This is a genomic window from Streptomyces achromogenes, from assembly GCF_030816715.1.
Lineage (GTDB): Bacteria > Actinomycetota > Actinomycetes > Streptomycetales > Streptomycetaceae > Streptomyces > Streptomyces achromogenes_A.
On record NZ_JAUSYH010000001.1, the window covers coordinates 5,526,751 to 5,547,976 of the forward strand.

Below are 21,226 nucleotides of genomic sequence, written 5' to 3' on the forward strand. Positions count from 1 at the left end.
GTCACGTGGGACCGCGACGGACCGCCCGCCCCGCCAGCACGTCCGTGCGCCGGCCGTCCTCGACGACGAACCGGCCGTCGACCAGGACGTGCGGGATGCCCGTCGGCAGGGTGCGCGGGGACTCGTACGTCGAGCCCGCCGCCACCGTCGCCGGGTCGAAGAGCACCAGATCGGCGCGGTACCCCTCACGGATCACGCCCCGGTCCCGCAGGCGCAGCCGGGCCGCCGGACGGCCGGTCAGGTGGGCGACGCACTCCTCCAGGGTGAGGAGCCCCGACTCGCGGACGTAGTGGCCGAGATAGCGCGGGAACGTGCCGTACGCGCGCGGGTGCGGCCTGGCGCCGGTCAGGACACCGTCCGAGCCGCCCGTGTGGACGCGATGGCGCATGATCGCGCGGACGTTCTCCTCGTGGCCCACGTGCTGCAGGATCGTCGGACCGAGTCCGTCCTCGAGCAGCAGCCGGCGCGCCGTCGCCCACGGAGCCTCGCCCAGACGCGCGGCCGACGCGCCGACCGTGCGGCCGACGAAGTCGCCCAGCGCCGGGTTCACCACGCCGGAGATCTCGATCGTCTCCCAGTCCACCGGCACCCCGTGGCAGCCGTCCGCACCGGTCACCTCCAGGTCGTGGCGGACGCGTTCGGCGCTCTCGTCGTCCGCGAGACGGCGCAGCAGCTCCGCCGGGCCGCCCTCGGCCGCCCAACTCGGCAGCAGGGCCGCGAGCGTGGTGCAGCCGGGGGTGTAGGGATAGGAGTCGAGGGTGATGTCGGCGCCCGCGTCGAGCGCCTCGTCCAGCAGGGCCAGCAGCTCGGGCGCACGCCCCTCGTTCACGCCGAAGTTCATGGTGGCGTGCGCCAGGTGGAGGCCGCAGCCGGCCTTCCCGGCCAGCTCCACCATCTCCGCGTACGCCTCCAGCGCACCGGCGCCGTAACTGCGGTGGTGCGGGCAGTAGTAGCCGCCGTACCGCGCCACCACCCGGCACAGTTCCTCCAGTTCGGCGTTGCGGGCGTACATCCCGGGCGTGTACGTCAACCCGGACGACAGGCCGACCGCGCCCTGCTCCAGGCCCTCCGCCACCAGCCGCCGCATCCGGTCCAGCTCCCGCGGCGTGGCGGGGCGGTCCTCCCAGCCGACGACGAGGGCGCGGACGGTGCCCTGCGGGACGAGATACGCCGCGTTGACGGCGATGCCCCGGCCCCCGACGCCGCGGTCCAGCCGGTCCAGGTACTCGCCCACCGACCGCCAGTCGAAGTCGACGTCGTCGCCGGGGCCGTTCCAGCCGGTGATGGCGCGGCGCACCTCTTCGAGGGTCCGGTCGTCGACCGGCGCGTACGACAGACCGTCCTGGCCCAGGACTTCGAGTGTCACGCCCTGGGCCGCCTTGGCGCTGTGGTCCGGGTCGCTCAGCAGAGCCAGGTCGCTGTGGGCGTGCATGTCGATGAAACCGGGGGAGAGGACCAGCCCCTCCGCGTCCAGCTCCCGCACGGCCTTCGGACGCTGGCAGCCCGCGGCCGCCGCCTCCTTGACGATCGAGACGATCCTGCCGTCGTCGATCACCACGTCCGCGCGGTAGGAGTCCGCGCCCGTGCCGTCGACGACGTCGGCGTCCCGGATGACGAGGTCTTCCATGTCGGCCTCCGGCTCGGACGGATCAGAAGTACGTGCGGATGTAGTCGACCACCGTGCCGTCCGCCTCGGCCAGCGGGATCAGCGGCCACTTGTCGAAGGACGTGCACGGGTGCGACAGGCCGAGGCCCACCCAGTCGCCGACCTCGAGGTCCGCCTCGTCCGTCGTGCGCAGCCAGGCGTGCTGGTCGGACAGGGCGGTCACCGAGACGCCGGTCGCGGGGCGTTCGCGGCCGTCGCGGCGGATCACCTGGGCGAAGGGCAGGTCGAGGTCGTAGGCGGCGTCGCGCTTGCCCGCGTTGACGAACGCCTGGTCGGGGGTGGGACGGGAGACGACCTGGGTCCACAGCCGGAACGCGGGCTCCAGCGCGCCCTCCCCGGGGACCCGGTTGAACGGTGTGAGCTTGCGGTAGTGGCCGTCGTCGTGCGAGACGTACGCCCCCGAGCGCAGCAACTTCAGCACGGGGAGGGAGAGTTCGGGGACACCGGCGAAGACGTCGGCGACCGTGTCGAACCAGGCGCTGCCGCCCGCGCTGACGACGATCTCCTCGACGCCCGTGAACCGCCCCGCCGCGTCGAAGCCGGCGGCCAGGGCGACCAGCCGGCGCAGCCAGGCGTGCACCCGCTCCGGGTCGGCCGCCGGCACCTCGCCCTCGTAGCCCGCGACCCCGGCCAGCCGCAGTGTCGGGACGGCCGCCACCGCGTCGGCGACCGCCGCGCCCTCCTCCTCCGTGCGCACGCCGGTGCGGGCGCCGTCGCCGGCGGCCAGCTCGACCACGACGTCGAGGGGGCGGGCGGCGCCGCGCAGTGCCGCGTCCATCAGCTCGACGCCGCGCACCGAGTCGACGTAACAGACCAGGTGGAACCCGGGGTCGGCGTCGAGTTCGGCGGAGATCCAGCGCAGGGCCGCCGGGTCGACCAGTTCGTTGGCGAGGAAGATCCGCCGGACGCCGTACGCACGGGCCACCCGCACCTGGTGCGGGACCGCGAGGGTGATGCCCCAGGCGCCGCGGTCGAGCTGGCGCCGGAAGAGCTGCGGGGCCATGGAGGTCTTGCCGTGCGGCGCGAAGGCGAGACCGTGCCGGGTCGCGTACGTCTCCATGAGTGCGAGGTTGTGCTCGAGGCGTTCGGCGGAGAGGGCCAGCACCGGGGTCGAGAAGCCGCCGGTGAAGAGGTTGCGGCGCTGGGCGGCCAGCTCGCCGACGGTGAGGCCGTCGGCGTCCGGCGGGAGGCCCTTGAAGCGGTGGTCGACGCGTTCCTCGGCCAGTCGGGCGAGCGCCGCGATCGCCTCGGTACTCATGGAACCTCCCTGATCAGGAGCGTTGCGCAAGCTGCAACGTCCATTGCGTATGTCGCTGACCGCTGTCTAACATCTCCGCCGACGCGGGGTCAACGGATCCTCCCCCAGCCTTCGGCCGGCGGGACCCCCGTCTCGCTTCGCTCGCCCACACCAGCACGGGAGCCACGACGATCGTGACCGCCACCGGACCCCCCGACACCCCCGACACCCCGGACGCCCCGGACGCGTCCGACGCCCCCGAGGCCTCGCACGTCGTGGACGGGGTGGGCGCGGCGGACGTCGTGGACGTCGTCGCGCTCGGCGAGTCCATGGTCGCCCTCCTGCCCTCCCGCCCGGGTCGCCTCGCCGACGTGCCGTCCTTCGACCGGGGCATCGGCGGCGCGGAATCCAACGTGGCCTGCGCCCTGGCGGCGGCCGGTCACACCGCGCGCTGGGTCGGCCGGGTCGGGGCGGACGGCTTCGGCGACCACCTCGTCGAGACCGTCGGCTCCTACGGCGTCGACGTCAGCCGCGTGCGACGGGACCCGGACCGCCCGACCGGCGTCTACTTCCGCACGGCCGGCGACCGCTCCGGCGAAGCCCACGAGGTCGCCTACTACCGGGCCGGGTCCGCCGCCTCCGCGATGTCCGTCGACACCGTCGGCCTCGGCGCCGTACGGGCCTGCCGGGTCCTGCACCTCACCGGCATCACCGCGGCCCTCTCCGCGGACTGCCTCCATCTGCTGCGCGAACTGACCGCCGCCCGGCCCGGCCGGCCGCTCGTCTCCTTCGACGTCAACCACCGGCCCCGGCTGTGGACGGGCGGCGACGGCCCCCGGATCCTGCGGGAACTGGCCCGCGGCGCCGACCTGGTGTTCGTCGGCGAGGACGAGGCCGCCGACGTGTGGGGCCTTGACGGCCCCGACGCCGTACGCGCCGCGATCCCCGAACCCGAGGCGCTCGTCGTCAAACAGGGCGCGCACGGGGCGACCCTCTTCCACGGGGAACGCGTCCTGCACGTCCCGGCACCGCGGGTCGACGTCGTCGCCGCCGTCGGCGCCGGGGACGCCTTCGCCGCCGGGTTCCTCTCCGCCACCCTGCGCGGGCTGCCCGCCCGCGCCCGGCTGCGGCACGGGCATCTGACGGCCGCCGCCGCCCTCACCGTGCCCGGCGACCTCGCCGTCCCCCCGTCCCGCGACCACGCCGACCGGCTCGCCGCCCTCGACGACACCGCGTGGGGGAGACTTCGACTCGGCCCGGGCTGGACGCAGGCCCCGGCCGCCCCCGAGGAGGTACCCACCCCGTGAGTCAGACCGTCGACCGTGCCCTGAGCATCCTGCCGCTGCTCGCCGAGGGCCCCGCCGACCTCGGGCAGGTCGCCGACCGCCTCGGCGTGCACAAGTCGACCGCCCTGCGGCTGCTGCGCACCCTCCACGAGCACGGCCTCGTCTACCGCCAGGCCGACCAGCGCTACCGCCTCGGCGCCCGCCTGTTCGCCCTCGCCCAGGAGGCGATGGAGAACCTCGACGTCCGCGAGATCGCCCACCCCCACCTGGCCCGGCTGGGCGAGGCCTGCGGCCACACCGTCCACCTCGCCGTGTACGAGGACGGCGAGGTCCTCTACATCGACAAGGTGGAGAGCCGCTACCCGGTGCGCATGTACTCGCGCATCGGCAGGCCCGTCGCCGTCACGGTCGCCGCCGTCGCCAAGCTGCTCCTCGCCGACCTCCCCGAACCCGAGCGGCGCGCCGTCGCCGAGAGCCTCGACTACCCCCTCTACACGGCTCGTTCGACGCCCGACGCCCCCGCCTTCCTGCGGGAGCTGCGGAAGGTGCGGGAGCAGGGCTGGGCCACCGACCTCGGCGGCCACGAGGAGTCCATCAACTGCGTCGCCGCGCCCGTCCGGGGCGCCGACGGCCGGGTGGTCGCCGCGCTGTCGGTCTCCGCGCCGAACGTCGTCGCCACCGCCGACGAACTCCTCGCCCTGCTCCCGCTGGTGCGTCGCGCGGCGGACGCCGTCAGCGCCGAGTACTCCGGCAGGACGCCTGTATCAGCCCCGGACAAGGACACCAGATGACCGAGAAGACCGCTCACCCCCGGCACCCACACCACCCCGCCCGCGAAGTTCTCGCACGGTGTGAAGAAGGGGAACATCCTCCAGGTCGCGGGCCAGGTCGGTTTCCTGCCCGCAGAGCCGGGCAAGCCGCCCACCCCGGCCGGTCCCGGCCTGCGCGAGCAGACCCTGCAGACCCTCGCCAACGTCAGGTCGATCCTGAACGAGGGCGGCGCGGGCTGGGACGACGTCATGATGATCCGCGTCTACCTGACCGACACCGGCCACTTCGCCGAGTTCAACGAGCTGTACGACGCGTACTTCGAGGAGCAGGCGCTCACCGCCCCGCCCGCGGCCCGCACCACGGTCTACGTCGGCCTGCCGGCGGGACTGCTCGTCGAGATCGACGCGCTCGCCGTCCTCGGCTGACACCGGCCCTGGCCGCGCGAGGGCGGCCGTATTGAACGCCTTCGTCTGGTTCTCTGACGGAACGCCGTGCGGAACTCCCGTAACGAAGTAGGGGCTGGCTGTGTCCGGCACAGGATCTTCGACCATACTGCCCGCTGTGGAGCAGCGCATAGGTTCGAGCAGCCAGCCCCTGGAGGGCGCCGGATTCGACCCGGCATTCGTCCCCGGGCTCACGTCGCCCGTGACCGCGGAGCCGTCCGACGCGAAGCCGGCCGAGGCCGACGACGCCGAGGCGGTCGTCGACTCCGAGGAGGTGGAGAAGACCGGGCCCGACGCGGAGACCGACGCCGAGGCCGGGGAGGCGGAGGAGCCGGACGCGTCCGTCGCGGGTCCCGTCTTCGAGGCCTCGGACCGCCGGGCGCGGATCGTCGCCGACGCCAGGGGCGTCCGGCTCCGCCTCGACGAGGAGGAGTGCGAGTTCCGCTGGGACGAGATCGGCGCCGTCGAGACCGAGACGCCGCGTTTCGGCAAGCGGTACACCATCACCGTGCACACCCCTGACCGCCGCTGGTACCCGATCGAGGTCGAGGCGACGGCCAGGGCGCGCTTCCAGGAGTGGGACGACCAGCTGGACGCGGTCCTCGACGCCTACTTCGAGGAGGGCGACGCCTCGGACACCACGGACGCCGTGGACGACGACACCGAAGCGGTCGAGGCGACCGAGGCCAAGACCGAGGCTGAGGCCAAGGCCAAGGACGCCGACTAGTCGGTTCCGGTCACGGCGCTAGCCGCAGTACTGCGCCTGCTTGCCGATCGACCGGTACATACAGTCCGCGTTCTCCAGCAGTTGCAGCACCGCGTCCCGGTTACGGGAGGTCTCCCGCTCGATGACCTCGTCGGGCGGGTAGAAACCGCCTCCCGAACCGGACGACGGGTACATCTCGAAGGTGTACGAGAAGATCTTCTGCGTTCCCCAGAGGTAGTCGTCGATCGAGCCGTCGGTGATGTACAGGTCGCTGGACTGCTCGGCGGTGTACCCGTTGCTCGCGGCCATCTTCCGGCCGACGGCCTTGAACGCGGCGTTGTCGTCCGCGGTCATCCCGGTCGCCGTGTCGGAGTACGTGTAGCCGAACGGCCACAGCACCAGCTCGCTGTAGGTGTGGAAGTCGATCCCGGCGGTGATCTGCTGCCTGCCGCCCACGACCCGGCTGCGCACGAAGTCGGCGACGACTTTCACCTCGGGCGCGGACTCGGCGGACGCGCCCCGGTAGGTCTCGGACGACTTGCTGCCGGAAGAGCCGCCGCAGCAGCCCCACTTGAAGTCCCAGTTCCGGTTGAGGTCCGTCCCGACGTACGAGGAACCGGAGTTGGGCTGCCGGTTCTTGCGCCACGACCGGTAGGAGCCGGTGGCGATGTCGTACTCGCCGCCGTCCGGGTTGAGGTCGGGGACGATCCAGATCTCGCGCCCGTCGACCATGCCGGTGATCCGGGAGTCGGTGCCGTACCCGGCGCTCAGCTCGCGCATCAGGTAGAGGGCCATCTCCACGGTGAGGTGCTCGCGGGCGTGCTGGTGGTGGGTGAACAGCACCTCCGGCTCGGCCTCGTCGACGGCCACGTTGTCGCTGATCTTGACGGCCACGATGTCCCGGCCCTGGTACGACCTGCCGATGACCCGCTTGCTCATGATGTCCGGGCGGGCGGCGACGCGCTGGTCGATCTCCGCCGTCATCTCGGCGTAGTTGTGGTACTTCGAGTCGGCGGACGGGAAGTCGAAGAGCCGTGCCTCGTCCCCGGCGACCCGGTCCGGCGCGGCGCCCAGGGGCGAGACCGCGTACCCCTGCGCGCGCAGCTTCCCGATCTGCTCGGCCCCGGCCGGAGACCACGACGGTCTCCTCGTCGGCCTCGTCCACGCTCACCCCGGAGGCGGCGATCGCGGTGCGCAGCTGCGGGGTGCTGTGGTGGACGTGGATCTCGTACTGGCGGATGTCGTCGGCGGACGGCGCCGGCTTGCGGGCGCCGCCCGCGGACGCGTCGGTGACGGCCGAGAACGGCGCGGCCAGGGCGAGGGCCAGCAGGGCGGCGAGGACGGTGCTTCTCGCACCGCTCCTGCGGATGCGCAGTCGCATGAACGCTCCTAGTGGGGAGTCGGAGTGTGGGGTGTGGGCGCGCGTGGGCGTGGGGGCGCGGAGGGTGCGGTGCTGCCGTGGTGAGGCTGCCGCACATCGTCGACGCATGGCATGAACAGGTCAATAGGTCAAGGAGTGACAAAGGGGAGATGGCCGGAACCATGCGAAAAACGGCGCATGACCGGCCGCGAAGTGTAATTGCGCACGCACCCGCCGAAAGTGATCACACGCGAGGGCGGGCTGAGCACATCGGGTGGAGATCGGGCAGGCCCTCTTGCCGGACCGGCCGCTTTGGGCTTTCTTGACCTTCATGGCGGACACCACGGAACCCCCCACGGGCTACACCAAGGACACCGAGGCTCCATCCGGCACCGACCAGACCCCCCGAAAGTCCAGCTGGAAGTACATCGGACCCGGCATCGTGGTCGCGGCGACCGGCGTCGGCGCCGGTGACCTCGTGGCCACCCTCATCGCGGGCAGCAACTTCGGCTACACCCTGCTCTGGGCGGCGGTCGTCGGCTGCCTGGTCAAGATCTCCCTCGCCGAGGCGGCCGGCCGCTGGCACCTGTCCACCGGCCGCACGCTCTTCGACGGCTGGGCGGGGCTCGGCCGTTGGACGACCTGGTTCTTCGGCGTCTACCTCGTCGTCTGGGGCTTCGTCTACGGCGCGGCGGCGATGTCGTCGAGCGCGCTGCCGCTGCAGGCACTGTTCCCGGACGTGCTGGGCCTCAAGTCGTGGGCCGTCGCCTGCGGTCTGGTCGGCCTGGTGTTCGTCTGGTTCAACAAGTACGCCGTCTTCGAGAAGGTCATGACGGTCCTGGTGGGCGTCATGTTCGTGGTCACGGTGTACCTGGCGGTCCGCGTCACCCCGAACCTCGGCGACGCCTTCGCGGGCCTGCTGCCGGTCCTGCCGGACGAGAAGGACTCCGTCCTCAACACCCTCGGCCTGATCGGCGGCGTGGGCGGCACCATCACGCTGGCCGCGTACGGCTACTGGGTCAACGCCAAGGGCTGGACGAACACCGGCTGGATGAAGGTCATGCGGCTGGACAACCGCGTCGCCTACCTCACGACCGGAGTCTTCGTCGTCGCCATGCTCTTCGTCGGCGCGGAGCTGCTGCACTCGGCGAACGTGTCGATCGCGAGCGGCGACAAGGGGCTCGTCCAGCTCAGCGACATCCTGGAGGCGAAGTACGGCGCGGCGACCGCCAAGTTCTTCCTCATCGGCTTCTTCGCGACGTCCTTCACCTCCCTGATCGGCGTCTGGCACGGCGTGAGCCTGATGTTCGCCGACTTCTACGCCCGCCTGCGCGGCGGCAGCGACACGACCGGCACGGAGGTCGCCTCCGGCGAGCGGGAACGCTCCTGGCCCTTCCGGGCGTACCTGCTCTGGCTGACCTTCCCGCCGATCGTGCTGCTCTTCCAGGGCCAGCCGTTCCGCCTGGTCATCCTCTACGGCGTGCTGGGCGCCGCCTTCCTGCCGTTCCTGGCGGGGACGCTGCTGTGGCTGCTCAACTCCTCGCGCACGCCCCGCGAGTGGCGCAACGGGCTGCTGAGCAACGCGATGCTGGCACTGGCGGGGCTGCTGTTCCTGGTGCTGTGCGTCAAACAGATCTGGGACCAGCCCTGGTCGGAGTTCTTCTGACCCCCGAGCGGGCCCCGCGGAGCCCCCGTTGAACCCCGCGGAGCCCAGCCGGCCCCCCGGCCCCCCGGCCCGCCGAACCCCGCCGGGCCTCGTCCGGACGCGCCCGGCCGGGGCCCGCGGCGGCCCTCAGTCGTGGTCGCTCCGCCAGCGCGGGCTGAGCGCGATCGTCCGCAGCTGCGCGATGGTGAGAGCGGGCTCGGCGCGGGTCGCCGCCTTGTTCTGCTCGGCGGCGTTGAAGGCGCTGACGACGATCCGCAGCCCGTCCTTGCGCAGGGTGTCGACGGTCCACATCACGACCCCGGCCCCGCCCTTCTCGCCCGGGCCCTGCCGGACGGCGACCCGGGTGCCGTCGGCCAGGGTCTCGGAGCCGTCGCCGAACAGCTCGTCCGCGACGTCGGACATGCCGGGCTGCACGTTGACCTGGACCAGGCTCCTGCCCTTGCCGTCGTCGACGACCATGTAGCCGTACCCGGTCTCCTGGCTGCCGTACGAGACGCGCTTCAGGCTGGACGGCAGCAGGAGGCTGAGCTTGCGCAGGATGAGCCAGCCGGCCATCTCCGCGGGTCGCGCGGACGCGCTCGCGGCGGCGGAAGGCTTCTGCTGCTCGCGGGGCATGGCGTCCACGATCCGGCGCCACTCCGAGGCCGCGGCGAGCGTCCTCAACCGGGCCGTCGACAAAGGCGGTTCGGGACGGGTGACCGGCTTGCCCTTCTCCGCCGCGGCGTTCCACTCCATGACGCTCACATGCTGCCCGGCCGGAGTGACCAGGTCCGCCCCCCACGCCTTGGTGTCCTCACGGCGGTCGGGATACTCGTACCCCTGGTAGACGGTGACCGCCGACCCGTCGGGCAGGACGTCCGTCCTGCAACTGTCGAAACCCGACTGCCCGCCGTCCGAGCAGGGCATCACGGCCGTGACGGGATCGAACTTCCCCGGGGTGTCGGTCCGGACGCGGTCCAGTCCGACGGAGACGGCCCCCTCGCCCTTGCCGTCGTCGAACACGCCGAGGGCGAGCGGCGGCAGTTCCTCGTCCGTGCCGCGCGCCTCCGTCTTGGTCAGCTTCCCCTTCGGCAGCAGCTTCTTGAGGGTGCGGAACACGTCGTCGGCGGAGTACACGGCCGGCTTGGCGCTGGTGCTGCCGCTCGCGGCGACGGAGGAGGGGTTCGGAGCGGGTGCGCCGCCGCGCGGCACCAGCAGCGTCCCGCCCACGCCCACGAGGGCCAGGCCGGCGACGCCGCCCGCGACGGCGGCCCTGCGCCGCAGCCGCATCCGGTGCCCGCGGGCCTGACCGGCGGCGGCGAGCGCGCCGCCCGGCCGGTCGAAGGCGCCGCCGGCCTCGTGCAGGGCGGTGGAGAGCCGCTCCTCGAACGGATCGCTGTGCTGGTCTACGGGCATGGGGAACCACCGTCTTCCGCGTGGGATGGAGTGAAGTCGTCTGAAGTGCGGCGGGCCGGCGGCCCGGAGCCGACCGTCGAGGCGTCGAGGGCCGGACGGCTCAGGGCCGGGCGTACTCGCTCATGTCCTCGCCGAGCAGTTGCCGCAGGCGTCCGAGGGCACGGGAGCAGCGGGTCCGCACGGCCGCTGAGCTGGCGTTCATGGCGTCGGCGGTCTCCTCTATCGAGCGGTCCTCCCAGTACCGCAGCACCACGACGGCCCGGTCCTTGGCGGGCAGCCGCCCGAGCGCCTGCACCAGCGTCAGCCGCAGCGAGGAGTCGGTGCCTCTGCGGTCGGGCAGGTCGGGGAACACGTCCGTGGCCTGTTCGCGGTTGCTGCGCTTGCGCTGGTGCGCGAGGAAGGTGCGGGTGAGGACGGTCTGCGCGTACCCGGCCGGGTTGTCGACCCGGGACACCCGTCCCCAGCGCACGTACAGTCTGCCGAGGGTCTCCTGAACCAGATCCTCGGCGAGGTGCGTGTCCCCGGCGGTGAGCAGACACGCCGACCGGTACAGATGCCGGGCACGCGCCGCCGCGAACTCGGCGTACTCGTCCGCGCGGACCTGCCTCATGTGTGTGCCCCCTGTGTCGCTCGCCGTGCCGCCCTCACCTGACTGATGCGGTGGGGCACGGTAAATGTTTCAAGGGAGACCGGAAGTGGGCGCACAACCCCCCGCCGGGTAGGTTTCCGTTGTGACAGACCAGCCGCCGCCCCCGCCGCCGTCCACCCCGCCGGGGTTCGGCCCGCCCCCGCCGCAGTACGCCCCGCAGCGGCAGCCCGGCGGCCCGGACTTCACGGCCGTCGACAAACACAACGCGGTCGTCGTGGACGAGGCGGGCATCACCTTCGAGATGTACGACATCACCGTCGACTTCCCCTGGCCCGAGATCCGCAGCGTCCACTACAAGGCGAGCCCCAACGGCAAGGCGCTCATGGTCGCCGTGGTCCACGTGGACGGCCGGGTCTACGAGTGCGTCGTCACAGCCAAGCCCAAAGACCGCCTCCAGACCTGGTTCCCCCGACTCTCCTGGGTCCTGGCCCACTACCGCCCTACGGGCTGACCGGTCCGGCCGGCCCCCGCTCAGGCGCCGACGCCCCGCAACCGCCGAGCGACGTCGACGTCCCGCCGCAGTGCACCGAGCCGTGGCGGCTCCAGTGCACTGAGCCGTGGCGGCTCGCGGTCTGCGTCCAGTGCACGCGCGCCCGCAGGAACGCGTCGAAGACGTCGTGCGGCGAGACGGATCCCGCCCGTGCCCGCCGCACGACGTCCACCAGTTCGGCCGCGTCGCCCTCCGCACCCATTTTCCCAAGATCACATGGGGTGGTCACGGAAGGCGACGCGGCATTGCGCCAGGCCCGCCGGTCACGGCAGGGCGTGTACGTGCGGGCCGACCGTCGACGACCAGGCGTTGCCGGCGGTCGCGTCCCAGTTGGTCGACCAGGTCATCGCACCGCGCAGGGCGGGGTAGGTCTTCGACGGTTTGAAGGAGCCGCAGTTGACGCCCTTGGTCAGGCAGTCGAGGGCGTTGTTCACCACGGACGGGGAGACGTAACCGCTGCCCGCGCCGCGGGTGGAGGCCGGCACGCCCAGGCCCACCTGGGACGGGGAGAGGCCGCCCTCCAGCTGGATGCAGGCGAGGGCGGTGAGGAAGTCCACCGAGCCCTGCGCGTACACCTTGCCGTCGCAGCCCAGCATGGAACCGCTGTTGTAGTACTGCATGTTGACGACCGTGAGGATGTCCTTCACGTTCAGCGCCGTCCGGAAGTAGCCGTTCGACGTCGACTGCATGTCGATCGTCTGCGGTGCCATCGTGAGGATCATGGACGGCCCCGCCTTCGCGGACAGGGAACGCAGCGCCTGTGACATGTACGTCGCGTCGATGCCGTTCTCCAGGTCGATGTCGACGCCGTCGAAGCCGTACGTCTGCATCAGCGCGTACACCGAGTTCGCGAAGTTCGCCGCGGAGGCGGAGTCGTTCACCGAGACGGAGCCCCGCTCACCGCCCACCGAGACGATGACCTTCTTGCCGGCGTTCTGCTTCGCGCGGACGTCGGCCTTGAACTCGTCGACGGTGTAACCGTTCAGTCCGGCGGAGTCCAGGGTGAAGGTCACCGCGCCCGGCGTCGTCGTCGCGTCCGCGAAGGCCACGGCGATGATGTCGTACTGGGCCGGGACGTCCGAGATCCGCTGGACGGCCGCGCCGTTGTTGAAGTTCTGCCAGTAGCCGGTCACGGCGTGCCTGGGCAGGGCGCCGCCCCCGGTGTCGCCGCCCGGTGTCGTCGTGCCGGTGACCGTCGCCGACTTCACCGACTCGCCCGCCGCGTTGACCGCCGTGACCTGGAAGCCGTACGACGTCGAGGCCGCGAGCCCGGTCACCGTCGCGGACGTGCCGCTCACCGCCGTCACCTTCGTGCCCGCGCGGTAGACGTGGTACCCGGTCGCCCCGGAGACGGCGTTCCAGGCCAGGGAGACCGACGACGACGTCGTCCCCGACACGCTCAGGCCCGCCGGTGCGGACGGGACCGTGGGCGTGGGGTCGCCGCCCCCGCCGCCGTCGGGCCCGTGGACCGAGACGTCGTCGGCGTAGTAGGCCGCCTGGCCGTACCAGCCGTGCGTGTAGACCGTCACGGACGTGGTCGTGGAGCCCGTGGTGAAGGTCGTCGTCAGTTGCTTCCAGGACGACGAGTCGGGCGTCCAGGTCGAGACGTCCGTGGTGCCCGTGCCGGTCACGCCGAGGTAGGCGTAGCCACCCTGCACCCAGGCGCCGAGCGAGTACGTCGAGTTGGGCTTGACGGCCACGGTCTGGGAGCACCGGGCGTTGTCCTGGCCGGCCGGCGTCGCCTTCAGCGCGGCCGCGCCGCCGTGCACGGGCGAGGAGACGGCGGCGCCGCTGCCCGCCGAACAGCTCCAGCCGGTCAGGCCGGACTCGAAGCCGGCGTTCTTCGCGTTGTTGACGTCCGCGGCGGACGCCTGAGCCGCGCCCGCCAGGGTGAGGGTCAGCGCGGCGGTCACCGCGCCCGACCACAGTCGTGTCGACAGGAGGGCCGATGGTCGTGTCGACAGGCGTGTCGATCTTTTATGTGGGGACATGACAATAAGCTGGTCCAGACCAATTCCGTTGTCAAGGGGTCGTCGCCAGGTCCGCTCGTGGAGGACCGGTGTGCGTAACCTGCCCCGGTTTGGCGGCACTTGCGCGAAGAAGAGTTGCCCGGCAGCTACGGAAAGCTGTTCTCCGGCCACAGGGGCGTGGATACAGTGCTGAGGTAGTCACGCAATGAAGTCACCCCGGTGCACCGGAGTAACGCCGGTGGGCCGGACCGCGGGAATCGGGGAGCTGCGCGTGCCAACAGCCATTGCCGTGACCGGAGCCGACCTGGCGCTGTCGCCGCAGGACGAACGCACCCTGCCCGCCGCCGTGCTGGCCGGCCTCGACCAGCAGCCGCTGGAGGACGCCCTCGCCGCCGTCCAGTCGCTCGTCGACCAGCACGGGCATCTGATCGTCGTGTACTCGCGGGCCGTGCCCACCGTCGTGGAGCAGCGGCTGCACACCATCCGCTCCCTCCTCGAGAGCGACCGCATCGCCCTCTTCCGCCCCGACCTCCCGCCGCTCGCCGTCGCCGTCCTGGTCCGCCAGTTGCGTCAGCTCGCCTCCTGCGACCTCGGCCCCGGCGTGCTCGCCTCCGCGGGCCGGCTACTCACCCACTACCTCCACGCGGGCGCCCTCCTCGGCTCGGTCGCCCGGCTCGACCGGGTGCCCGGCGTCGGCCTGAAGTCGCACGCCCGGTCCTGGGTGCCCGGCAGCCAGTTCGGCGTGCTGGCCCACCCCAAGCCGGAACTGGTGAAGGCCACCCCCGAAACGGCCCTGCCGGGACCCGAGTTCGGCACCTGGCTGCTCGTCGCCCGCGGGCACCTGCAGTCCGACTGGGTCACGGACGTGCTGGCCCCCGCCTGGCGGGTGCAGGGGCTGCGGGAGACGGAACTGCCCGCCGAGTCCGCCGACTGGTGGGGAACCGGCAAGGCGATCGAGTTCTGCGCCTACCTGCCCGACCTGTCCGTCCTCTACCAGTTGGTCGCCTCGGTCCGGCAGAGCGTGTGCCACTGGTGCGGCATCGACGTCATCGGCGACCGCTGCGTCTTCTGCTCCGCCACCCCGCCGTCCGCCTCCGAGCTCGCCGTCCGTCCCGCCCGCGAGCTCACCGCGGGCGGCTGAGACGGCACCGCCCGCCCGCCGCCCCCCTTCCCTCCGCTCCGCTCCGCTCCGCCCGATCGTTCCCGACCGTCCTTCCGTCCTTCCGTCCGCCCGACCCGACTCCCGACGAGGTTGTACGGCCATGAACTCCCGTCAGCGCCGCGGCGTGATTCTGCTCATCCTGTCGATCGTGTGCGCCCTCGGCGCCTTCGCCGGCGTCCTCTCCGTCATCGACGACGTGAAGTCCAAGGTCGGCCCGGAGGTCACCGCGTACGAGCTGCGTTCCGACGTCGCGCCCTACGCCGCCCTGAACGCGGGCCAGTTCAAGAAAATAGAGATGCCGGAGCGCTGGCTGTCCGAGAACGCCGTCACCGACCTCGCCGCCATCCGCGGCAAGATCGCCGTGACGACGCTGCGGAAGGGCTCCCTGCTGCAGAGCGACATGATCGTCGACCAGCCCGCCCTCCAGCCCGGTCAGCAGGAGGTCGCCATCATGATCGACGCGGCGACCGGCGTGGCCGGCAAGATCACCGCGGGTTCGTCCGTCAACGTCTACGCCACCTTCGAGGGCGCTCGCGACAGCGATCCCGACCAGTCGAAGATCATCGTCACCAACGCCCGGGTCCTCGACGTCGGCGAGCTGACCGCCCTCGAGCCGGACGAGAAGAACCGCGGCCAGTCGCCCAAGGACGCGGTGCCCATCACCTTCGCGCTGTCGACCCTCGACGCCCAGCGCATCACGTACGCCGAGTCGTTCGCCAAGCGCGTCCGCCTCGCCCTCGTCGCGCCCGGCGGCAGCGCCACGATCCCCGACAAGGACCGTACGTACGAACTCGCCACGGACAAGTGAGAGGCCGCCGCCCATGCCCACGAGGATCCTCCCGGCCGTCGGCGACGCGGACGCGGTCCGTTCCCTCACCACCCTGCTCAGCCAGCTCCCCGACGCCGAGCCGGTCGCCCCGGTCGCCGACTCCACCCAGCTGGTGGACACCCTCGCCCGGCTCGCCGCCGAGTCGGTCGACGAGCTCCCCGAGGTCGTCGTCGTCCACGAGCGCATCGGCCCGGTGCCGGCGCTGGAACTCGTCCGCGAGGTCGCCCTGCGCTTCCCGGCGGTCGGCGTCGTCCTCGTCACCACCGACGCGGGGCCCGGCCTCTTCGCCGCCGCCATGGACGCCGGCGCGCGCGGCCTGGTCACCCTGCCGCTGAGCTACGAGGACCTCGCGAACCGCGTGCAGGCCGTCGCCACGTGGTCGGTCGGGGTACGGCGTCATCTCGGCCACGGCGGCGACGTGTTCACCGGCGCGGGCGGCACCGTAGTCACCGTCAGCGGCGCGAAGGGAGGCGTCGGCGCGACCCTCACCGCCGTCCAGCTCGCCCTCGCCGCCCAGGCGTCCGGCCGTCCCACCGCCCTCGTCGACCTCGACCTCCAGGCCGGCGACGTCGCCTCCTACCTGGACGTCCAGTTCCGCCGTTCGGTCGTCGACCTCGCCGCCATCGCCGACATCTCGCCCCGCATCCTCGCCGAGGCCGTCTTCCGCCACGACAGCGGCGTGGCGCTCCTGCTCGCCCCCGGCGAGGGCGAACGCGGCGAGGAGGTCACCGACCGGGCCGCCCGCCAGATCCTGGGCGCGCTGCGCTCCCGCTACGAGGTCGTCGTCGTCGACTGCGGCGCCCAGCTGGCCGGCGCCGGAGCCGCCGCCGTCGAACTCGCCGACCGCGCCCTGCTCGTCACCACCCCCGACGTGGTCGCCGTGCGCGGCGCCAAACGCACCGTGCGCATGTGGGACCGGCTGCAGATCCGCAAGGCCGAGGAGACGACCGTGGTCGTCAACCGCAACAGCCGCAGCACGGAGATCCAGCCCCCGCTCATCCAGAAGATCACCGGCACGGCCGTCGCCGCGACCACGGTGCCCGCCAACTTCCGCGAACTCCAGGCCGCCGTCGACGCCGGCCGGATCGACGCCCTCGACGCCAAGGGCGCCGTCCGGCAGGCCCTGTGGGCGCTCGCGGGGGAACTCGGGCTGGTCAAGGCGCCGGAGACGGCCCTGGTGCGCCGCGGCGGCGGACGCGCGCGCGGCGCGGACCGGGGGCCGGCCGGGTTCCGGCGGCGGAAGGAGTGAGATGACCGCACGGCGGACGAGGGCGTTCCTCGCGGGAGACCGGGGCCAGGTCACCGTCGAGTTCCTCGGCATGCTCCCGACGATCATCGTGACCCTGGTGGTGGTGTGGCAGTTCGTCCTCCTGGGATACACGTACACGCTCGCGGGGAATGCTGCCGACGAGGCGGTGCGGGCGGGCACGGCCGCGTATCCGGGGGCGCGGTCGGCGGCCTGCGCACAGGCGGGCAGGGACAAGCTGGGGGACGCGTGGGAGGGCGGCGCCGAGGTGAGCTGCGGCGGCAGCGGCTTCGTGACGGCCGAGGTCACGCTGCACGTCCCCGTCCTGGTCCCGGGCCTGATCGACTTCCCGTTCCCGGTGCGCGCCCACGCGGGCGCGGTCGAGGAAGAGGACGGCGACTGAGATGGCGTACCTGGCGTACCGAGGGCGCGGACGGGAGCGGGACCGACGCCGTGAGCGGGACCCCTCGCGGGACCGACGCCGCGGGCGGGACCGGGGGAGAGCGGGGGAGCGGGGCCGGGACCGGTGGCGCGGGCGCGCGTGCGGAAGCGGGCGGGACCGGGGTCAGGCGGCCATCGAGTACCTAGGCTTCCTGCCCGTCCTCCTCGCCGTCGCCCTGGCCGCCGTCCAGCTCGGGCTGATCGCGTACGCGGCGCAGCAGGCCGGGACCGCGGCGCGCACCGGGGCGCGCAGCGCGTCCCTGCGCGAGGACTACGCCGGGGACTGCGCACGGGCGGTCAGCAGCTGGCTGGACGCCAGTTGCGCGCCCCCCTCGTACTCCGACAAGGAGGTCCAGGTCACCTCCACCGTCGTCATCCCGTCCGTCATCCCCGGCATCGGATTCGGAGAGGCTCACAGGACGGCCACCATGCCACTCGACCACTGACGCCCACGCAGACCCCGCCACCCACACAGTCCCCGCCACTCAGGCAGTCCACGAGATCGACGAAGTCCACGAGGAGGACCCGGAGATGAGCCTGCGGGCGCGCATCACCTCCCCCGACGAGCACGGCGGGCGCGGCGAGGACGGCCACCTGGTCACGTCCTACCGGGCCAAACTCCTCGAGGAGATCGACCTCGCCGAGATGAGCGCGCTGGCGGCGGCCGAACGCCGGGCGCGGCTGGAGCGGGTGCTGGGACACATCATCAGCCGTGAGGGCCCGGTGCTGTCCACCGGGGAACGCGCGCAGCTGATCCGCCGGGTCGTCGACGAGGCGCTCGGCCTCGGCATCCTGGAGCCACTGCTCGAGGACGCGTCGATCACCGAGATCATGGTCAACGGACCGGACGCGATCTTCGTCGAACGCGGCGGCCGGGTGGAGCAGCTTCCCCTCCGCTTCGCGTCGAACGACCAGCTGATGCAGACGATCGAACGCATCGTCTCGACGGTCAACCGGCGGGTGGACGAGACGAACCCGATGGTCGACGCCCGCCTCCCGTCCGGCGAGCGCGTCAACGTGATCATCCCCCCGCTGTCGCTCACCGGCCCCATCCTCACGATCCGCCGCTTCCCCCGCTCCTTCACCCTGCACGAGCTGGTCGGCTTCGGCTCGCTGGACGAGCAGATGCTGTACCTGCTCGCCGGACTGGTGCAGGCGAAGTTCAACGTGATCGTCTCGGGCGCGACCGGCACCGGCAAGACGACGCTGCTGAACGCGCTCTCCGGCCTGATCCCGGACGGCGAACGCATCATCACCATCGAGGACTCGGCGGAACTGCAGCTCCAGCAGTCCCATGTGATCCGCCTGGAGTCCCGCCCGCCGAACGTGGAGGGCAACGGCCGCATCACCATCCGCGACCTGGTCCGCAACTCCCTGCGGATGCGCCCCGACCGGATCGTCGTCGGCGAGGTCCGCGGCGGCGAGTCCCTCGACATGCTCCAGGCGATGTCGACGGGCCACGACGGCTCCCTCGCCACCGTCCACGCCAACAGCGCCGAGGACGCGCTGATGCGGCTGCAGACCCTCGCCTCGATGTCGGACGTCGAGATCCCCTTCGTCGCGCTGCACGACCAGATCAACAGCGCGGTGGACGTCGTCGTCCAGCTCACCCGCTTCGCCGACGGCGCCCGCCGCGTCACCGAGATCGCCCTGCTGGACAGTCATGGCGGAGAGCCGTACCGGCTGGCGACGATCGCCCGTTTCAACGCCCGGCCGATGAGCGCCGACGGCCGTATCGACGGCGCCTTCGAGTACTTCCCCCTCCCACGCCGCACCGCGGACCGGCTCTACATGGCGAGCCAGCCGATCCCGCAGGCGTTCGGGGTCGCGCGTGACGCACTCGAACTGACCACAAGGGAAGCCCGGTAACGCTGATGGACCTCGACACCCTCATCACCCTCACCACCGGTGTGGCCCTGCTGACCTGCGCCCTGGCCGTCGCCGGCGTGCACGCCTACGCCCGGGGCCGGGCCCAGCGCGCCGAACTGGTGGAACGCCTGACCTCCGCCGGGCAGGTGCACGGCGGTGGCCGCCGACGGCGCTTCCACACCCTGGACCGGCGGCTGCGCCGCACCGGCACCGGGCGCAGGCTGGAACTGAAGCTCGCGGCGACGGGGCTGGACGTGACGCCGGGTGAGTTCTCCGTCTACCTGCTGGCCGCGGTGGCCGGCCTGTGGCTCGTCGGCCAGGCCACCCTCGCCCCCTTCTTCGGGCCGATCGCCGGCCTGCTCGGCGTCTGGGCGGCCTGGCAGTTCCTGACCTGGCAGCGTCAGAAACGCATCGAGAAGTTCATCAACCAACTCCCCGAGCTGGCCCGCATCCTGGCCAACGCGACCCACGCCGGGCTGGCGCTGCGCACGGCGATCGGCATGGCGGCGGAGGAGCTGGAAGCGCCGGCCGGTGAGGAACTGGCCAAGGTCGCCAACCAGTTGGCCGTGGGCCACTCCATGGACGACGCCCTGGGTGAACTCGCCGAGCGTCTGCCCTCCCGCGAACTGGTCGTCCTCGTCACCACCCTGGTCCTCTCCAACCGGGCCGGCGGCCAGGTCGTCGGGGCGCTGCGCAACCTGACGGAGACGCTGGAGGAACGCAAGGAGACCCGACGCGAGGTGCGCACCCAACTGTCCCAGGTGAACATGACGGCGTACGCGGTGCCGGTGCTGGGGGTGGGCTCCCTCTTCCTCATGAACGGCGTCAAGGACGGCGCCCTGGAGCGCATGACCGGCTCCCCGGTCGGCCAGGGCGCCGTGGTCATCGCCTTCGCCCTGTACGCGGTCGGCTTCGTCCTCATCCGCCGCATGTCCCGTATCGACGTCTGAGCGGCCGGGAAGGAAGGACCGCGCGTCATGGAACTACTGCTCGCACTCGTCATGGGCCTCGCCGTCTGGGGCGCCTTCGCCGGCATCCGCATGTACCGGGCGGACGCCAAGCTTCCGCCGGACCTGGCCCTGGCCCTGGAGGTCGGCGCGACCCGCACCGGCGCGGTCGACTCCCTCGTGGACCGGCTCGGCATGCGGTACGCCCCGGCCGTACTGCGTCTGATGGGCCCCAAGCAGGTCGCCAGGTACCGCCGCAAGATCGACCTGGCGGGCAACCCGGGCGGGCTGACCATCGACCGCTATGCGGCGCGCCGCGCGGTGTACGGCGCTCTCGGCGGCTTCGGCGGACTCGTGTTCCTGCTGCAGGGCAGGATCGTCGTGGCCCTGCTGCTCTTCGCGTTCGCCGTGTTCTGGACCGAGGTCGGCATCTGGGCGGCCATCCGGATCCGCAAGGACGTGATCGAGCGGACGCTGCCCGACTTCCTGGACGTCCTCGCCGTCGTGGTGAGCGCCGGGCTGGGCTTCCGGCAGGCCCTCGACCGGGTCGCGTCCAAGTACGAGGGACCCTGGGCGGACGAGATCCGCATCACCCTGCGGCAGATGGACCTCGGGGTGAGCCGCCGGCAGGCCTTCGCCGAACTGCGCCGCCGCAACGACTCCGAGCAGGTGGCCATGTTCGTCACCGCGCTCCAGCAGGGCGAGGAACTGGGCGCGCCGATCGTGGACACGCTCGTGTCGATCGCCAAGGACATGCGCCGCACCGACGCCCAGAACGCCCGCCGCAAGGCCGCCCGGGCGGTCCCGAGGGCCACGCTGATGATCACCACGTTCATGGTCCCGGCGACGATGCTCCTGCTCGGCGCAGGCCTCCTCCTCGGCTCCGGCACGGACTTCAGCCCGCTCACGGGCGACTAGCGGGCGGGTGAGGGCGATGACGGCGACCACGACCACGACCACGACGACCACGTCGAGAACGTCGACCACGTCGACCACGTCGAGAACGTCGACCACGTCGAGAACGTCGAGCCCGTCGAACAAGGCGACGGCGGGCAAGGCGACGGCGCTGCTCTCGAAGGCACGCGGCAGGCTG

Annotated in this window: 19 protein-coding genes and 2 pseudogenes; 14 read left to right on the plus strand and 7 right to left on the minus strand. The window is 72.1% G+C overall.

Features of this window, described 5'->3' with window-relative positions; translation table 11 throughout:
- Position 1: 1 nt before the first annotated feature.
- Together QF032_RS24985 and QF032_RS24990 are read right to left on the minus strand one after the other, a co-directional pair.
- Complete coding sequence (locus tag QF032_RS24985; protein WP_307057554.1) at positions 2–1,627, minus strand: N-acyl-D-amino-acid deacylase family protein; 1,626 nt, start codon at positions 1,625–1,627, stop codon at positions 2–4.
- 22 nt (positions 1,628–1,649) lie between these two features.
- Positions 1,650–2,924 carry an amino acid deaminase gene (locus QF032_RS24990; RefSeq protein ID WP_307057556.1) on the minus strand — a complete coding sequence of 425 codons (1,275 nt, stop codon included), beginning with the start codon at positions 2,922–2,924 and terminating at the stop codon, positions 1,650–1,652.
- Positions 2,925–3,178: 254 nt separating this feature from the next.
- On the opposite strand from QF032_RS24990, the gene QF032_RS24995 reads away from it, so the two are divergent.
- The 4 genes and pseudogenes from QF032_RS24995 (at position 3,179) to QF032_RS25010 (ending at position 6,130) form a co-directional block, all read left to right on the plus strand.
- On the plus strand, positions 3,179–4,210 hold the full coding sequence (locus QF032_RS24995; RefSeq protein WP_307050288.1) for a sugar kinase: 1,032 nt from the start codon (positions 3,179–3,181) through the stop codon (positions 4,208–4,210).
- Positions 4,207–4,980: an IclR family transcriptional regulator gene (locus QF032_RS25000; protein ID WP_306949559.1), complete on the plus strand. Its 774-nt coding sequence runs from the start codon at positions 4,207–4,209 to the stop codon at positions 4,978–4,980. Before QF032_RS24995 ends, QF032_RS25000 begins: the two co-directional genes overlap by 4 nt.
- A 12-nt stretch (positions 4,981–4,992) precedes the next feature.
- Positions 4,993–5,385, plus strand: a pseudogene (locus QF032_RS25005) (RidA family protein); the annotation flags it as partial.
- Between the two features lie 136 nt (positions 5,386–5,521).
- Positions 5,522–6,130, plus strand: coding sequence for a hypothetical protein (locus QF032_RS25010; RefSeq protein WP_307045546.1), 609 nt, complete (start codon positions 5,522–5,524; stop codon positions 6,128–6,130).
- A gap of 18 nt (positions 6,131–6,148) precedes the next feature.
- Here QF032_RS25010 and QF032_RS25015 read toward each other — a convergent pair.
- Positions 6,149–7,490, minus strand: a pseudogene (locus tag QF032_RS25015) (M14 family metallopeptidase).
- Between the two features lie 310 nt (positions 7,491–7,800).
- Here QF032_RS25015 and QF032_RS25020 point away from each other — a divergent pair.
- The gene (locus tag QF032_RS25020) at positions 7,801–9,135 is read left to right on the plus strand and encodes an Nramp family divalent metal transporter (protein WP_306949555.1); all 1,335 of its coding nucleotides are present in this window, start codon (positions 7,801–7,803) and stop codon (positions 9,133–9,135) included.
- Between the two features lie 126 nt (positions 9,136–9,261).
- On the opposite strand, the gene QF032_RS25025 is transcribed toward QF032_RS25020, so the two are convergent.
- Positions 9,262–10,530 (minus strand): hypothetical protein, encoded by a 1,269-nt coding sequence (locus QF032_RS25025; RefSeq protein WP_307045548.1) that lies wholly within the window; start codon positions 10,528–10,530, stop codon positions 9,262–9,264.
- Positions 10,531–10,630: 100 nt separating this feature from the next.
- Positions 10,631–11,140, minus strand: coding sequence for a SigE family RNA polymerase sigma factor (locus tag QF032_RS25030; RefSeq protein ID WP_306949553.1), 510 nt, complete (start codon positions 11,138–11,140; stop codon positions 10,631–10,633).
- Positions 11,141–11,261: 121 nt separating this feature from the next.
- On the opposite strand from QF032_RS25030, the gene QF032_RS25035 reads away from it, so the two are divergent.
- Entirely contained in the window at positions 11,262–11,630 is a 369-nt protein-coding gene (locus QF032_RS25035; protein ID WP_307057558.1) for a hypothetical protein, read from the plus strand.
- Here QF032_RS25035 and QF032_RS25040 read toward each other — a convergent pair.
- The gene (locus QF032_RS25040) at positions 11,620–11,871 is read right to left on the minus strand and encodes a hypothetical protein (protein ID WP_307057560.1); all 252 of its coding nucleotides are present in this window, start codon (positions 11,869–11,871) and stop codon (positions 11,620–11,622) included. The two genes, QF032_RS25035 and QF032_RS25040, sit on opposite strands and share 11 nt — an antisense overlap.
- A gap of 61 nt (positions 11,872–11,932) precedes the next feature.
- Positions 11,933–13,660, minus strand: coding sequence for a chitinase (locus tag QF032_RS25045; protein WP_307057562.1), 1,728 nt, complete (start codon positions 13,658–13,660; stop codon positions 11,933–11,935).
- Between the two features lie 250 nt (positions 13,661–13,910).
- On the opposite strand from QF032_RS25045, the gene QF032_RS25050 reads away from it, so the two are divergent.
- The 8 genes from QF032_RS25050 to QF032_RS25085 all read left to right on the plus strand — a co-directional run bounded on the left by QF032_RS25050 (position 13,911) and on the right by QF032_RS25085 (position 21,051).
- Complete coding sequence (locus tag QF032_RS25050; protein WP_306949549.1) at positions 13,911–14,780, plus strand: hypothetical protein; 870 nt, start codon at positions 13,911–13,913, stop codon at positions 14,778–14,780.
- A gap of 121 nt (positions 14,781–14,901) precedes the next feature.
- Positions 14,902–15,609, plus strand: coding sequence for a Flp pilus assembly protein CpaB (gene cpaB, locus QF032_RS25055; protein ID WP_307045558.1), 708 nt, complete (start codon positions 14,902–14,904; stop codon positions 15,607–15,609).
- 13 nt (positions 15,610–15,622) lie between these two features.
- Entirely contained in the window at positions 15,623–16,879 is a 1,257-nt protein-coding gene (locus QF032_RS25060; protein WP_307057564.1) for an AAA family ATPase, read from the plus strand.
- A 1-nt stretch (position 16,880) separates the two neighbouring features.
- Positions 16,881–17,279, plus strand: coding sequence for a TadE/TadG family type IV pilus assembly protein (locus tag QF032_RS25065; RefSeq protein WP_307045561.1), 399 nt, complete (start codon positions 16,881–16,883; stop codon positions 17,277–17,279).
- A 172-nt stretch (positions 17,280–17,451) separates the two neighbouring features.
- Positions 17,452–17,763, plus strand: a complete 312-nt coding sequence (locus QF032_RS25070; RefSeq protein ID WP_307060362.1) for a TadE/TadG family type IV pilus assembly protein — start codon at positions 17,452–17,454, stop codon at positions 17,761–17,763.
- An 85-nt stretch (positions 17,764–17,848) separates the two neighbouring features.
- Complete coding sequence (locus tag QF032_RS25075; protein ID WP_107442176.1) at positions 17,849–19,186, plus strand: CpaF family protein; 1,338 nt, start codon at positions 17,849–17,851, stop codon at positions 19,184–19,186.
- Between the two features lie 5 nt (positions 19,187–19,191).
- Complete coding sequence (locus QF032_RS25080) at positions 19,192–20,136, plus strand: type II secretion system F family protein (RefSeq protein WP_307045565.1); 945 nt, start codon at positions 19,192–19,194, stop codon at positions 20,134–20,136.
- Between the two features lie 27 nt (positions 20,137–20,163).
- Positions 20,164–21,051: a DUF5936 domain-containing protein gene (locus tag QF032_RS25085; RefSeq protein WP_307057566.1), complete on the plus strand. Its 888-nt coding sequence runs from the start codon at positions 20,164–20,166 to the stop codon at positions 21,049–21,051.
- The last annotated feature ends 175 nt before the right edge of the window (positions 21,052–21,226 follow it).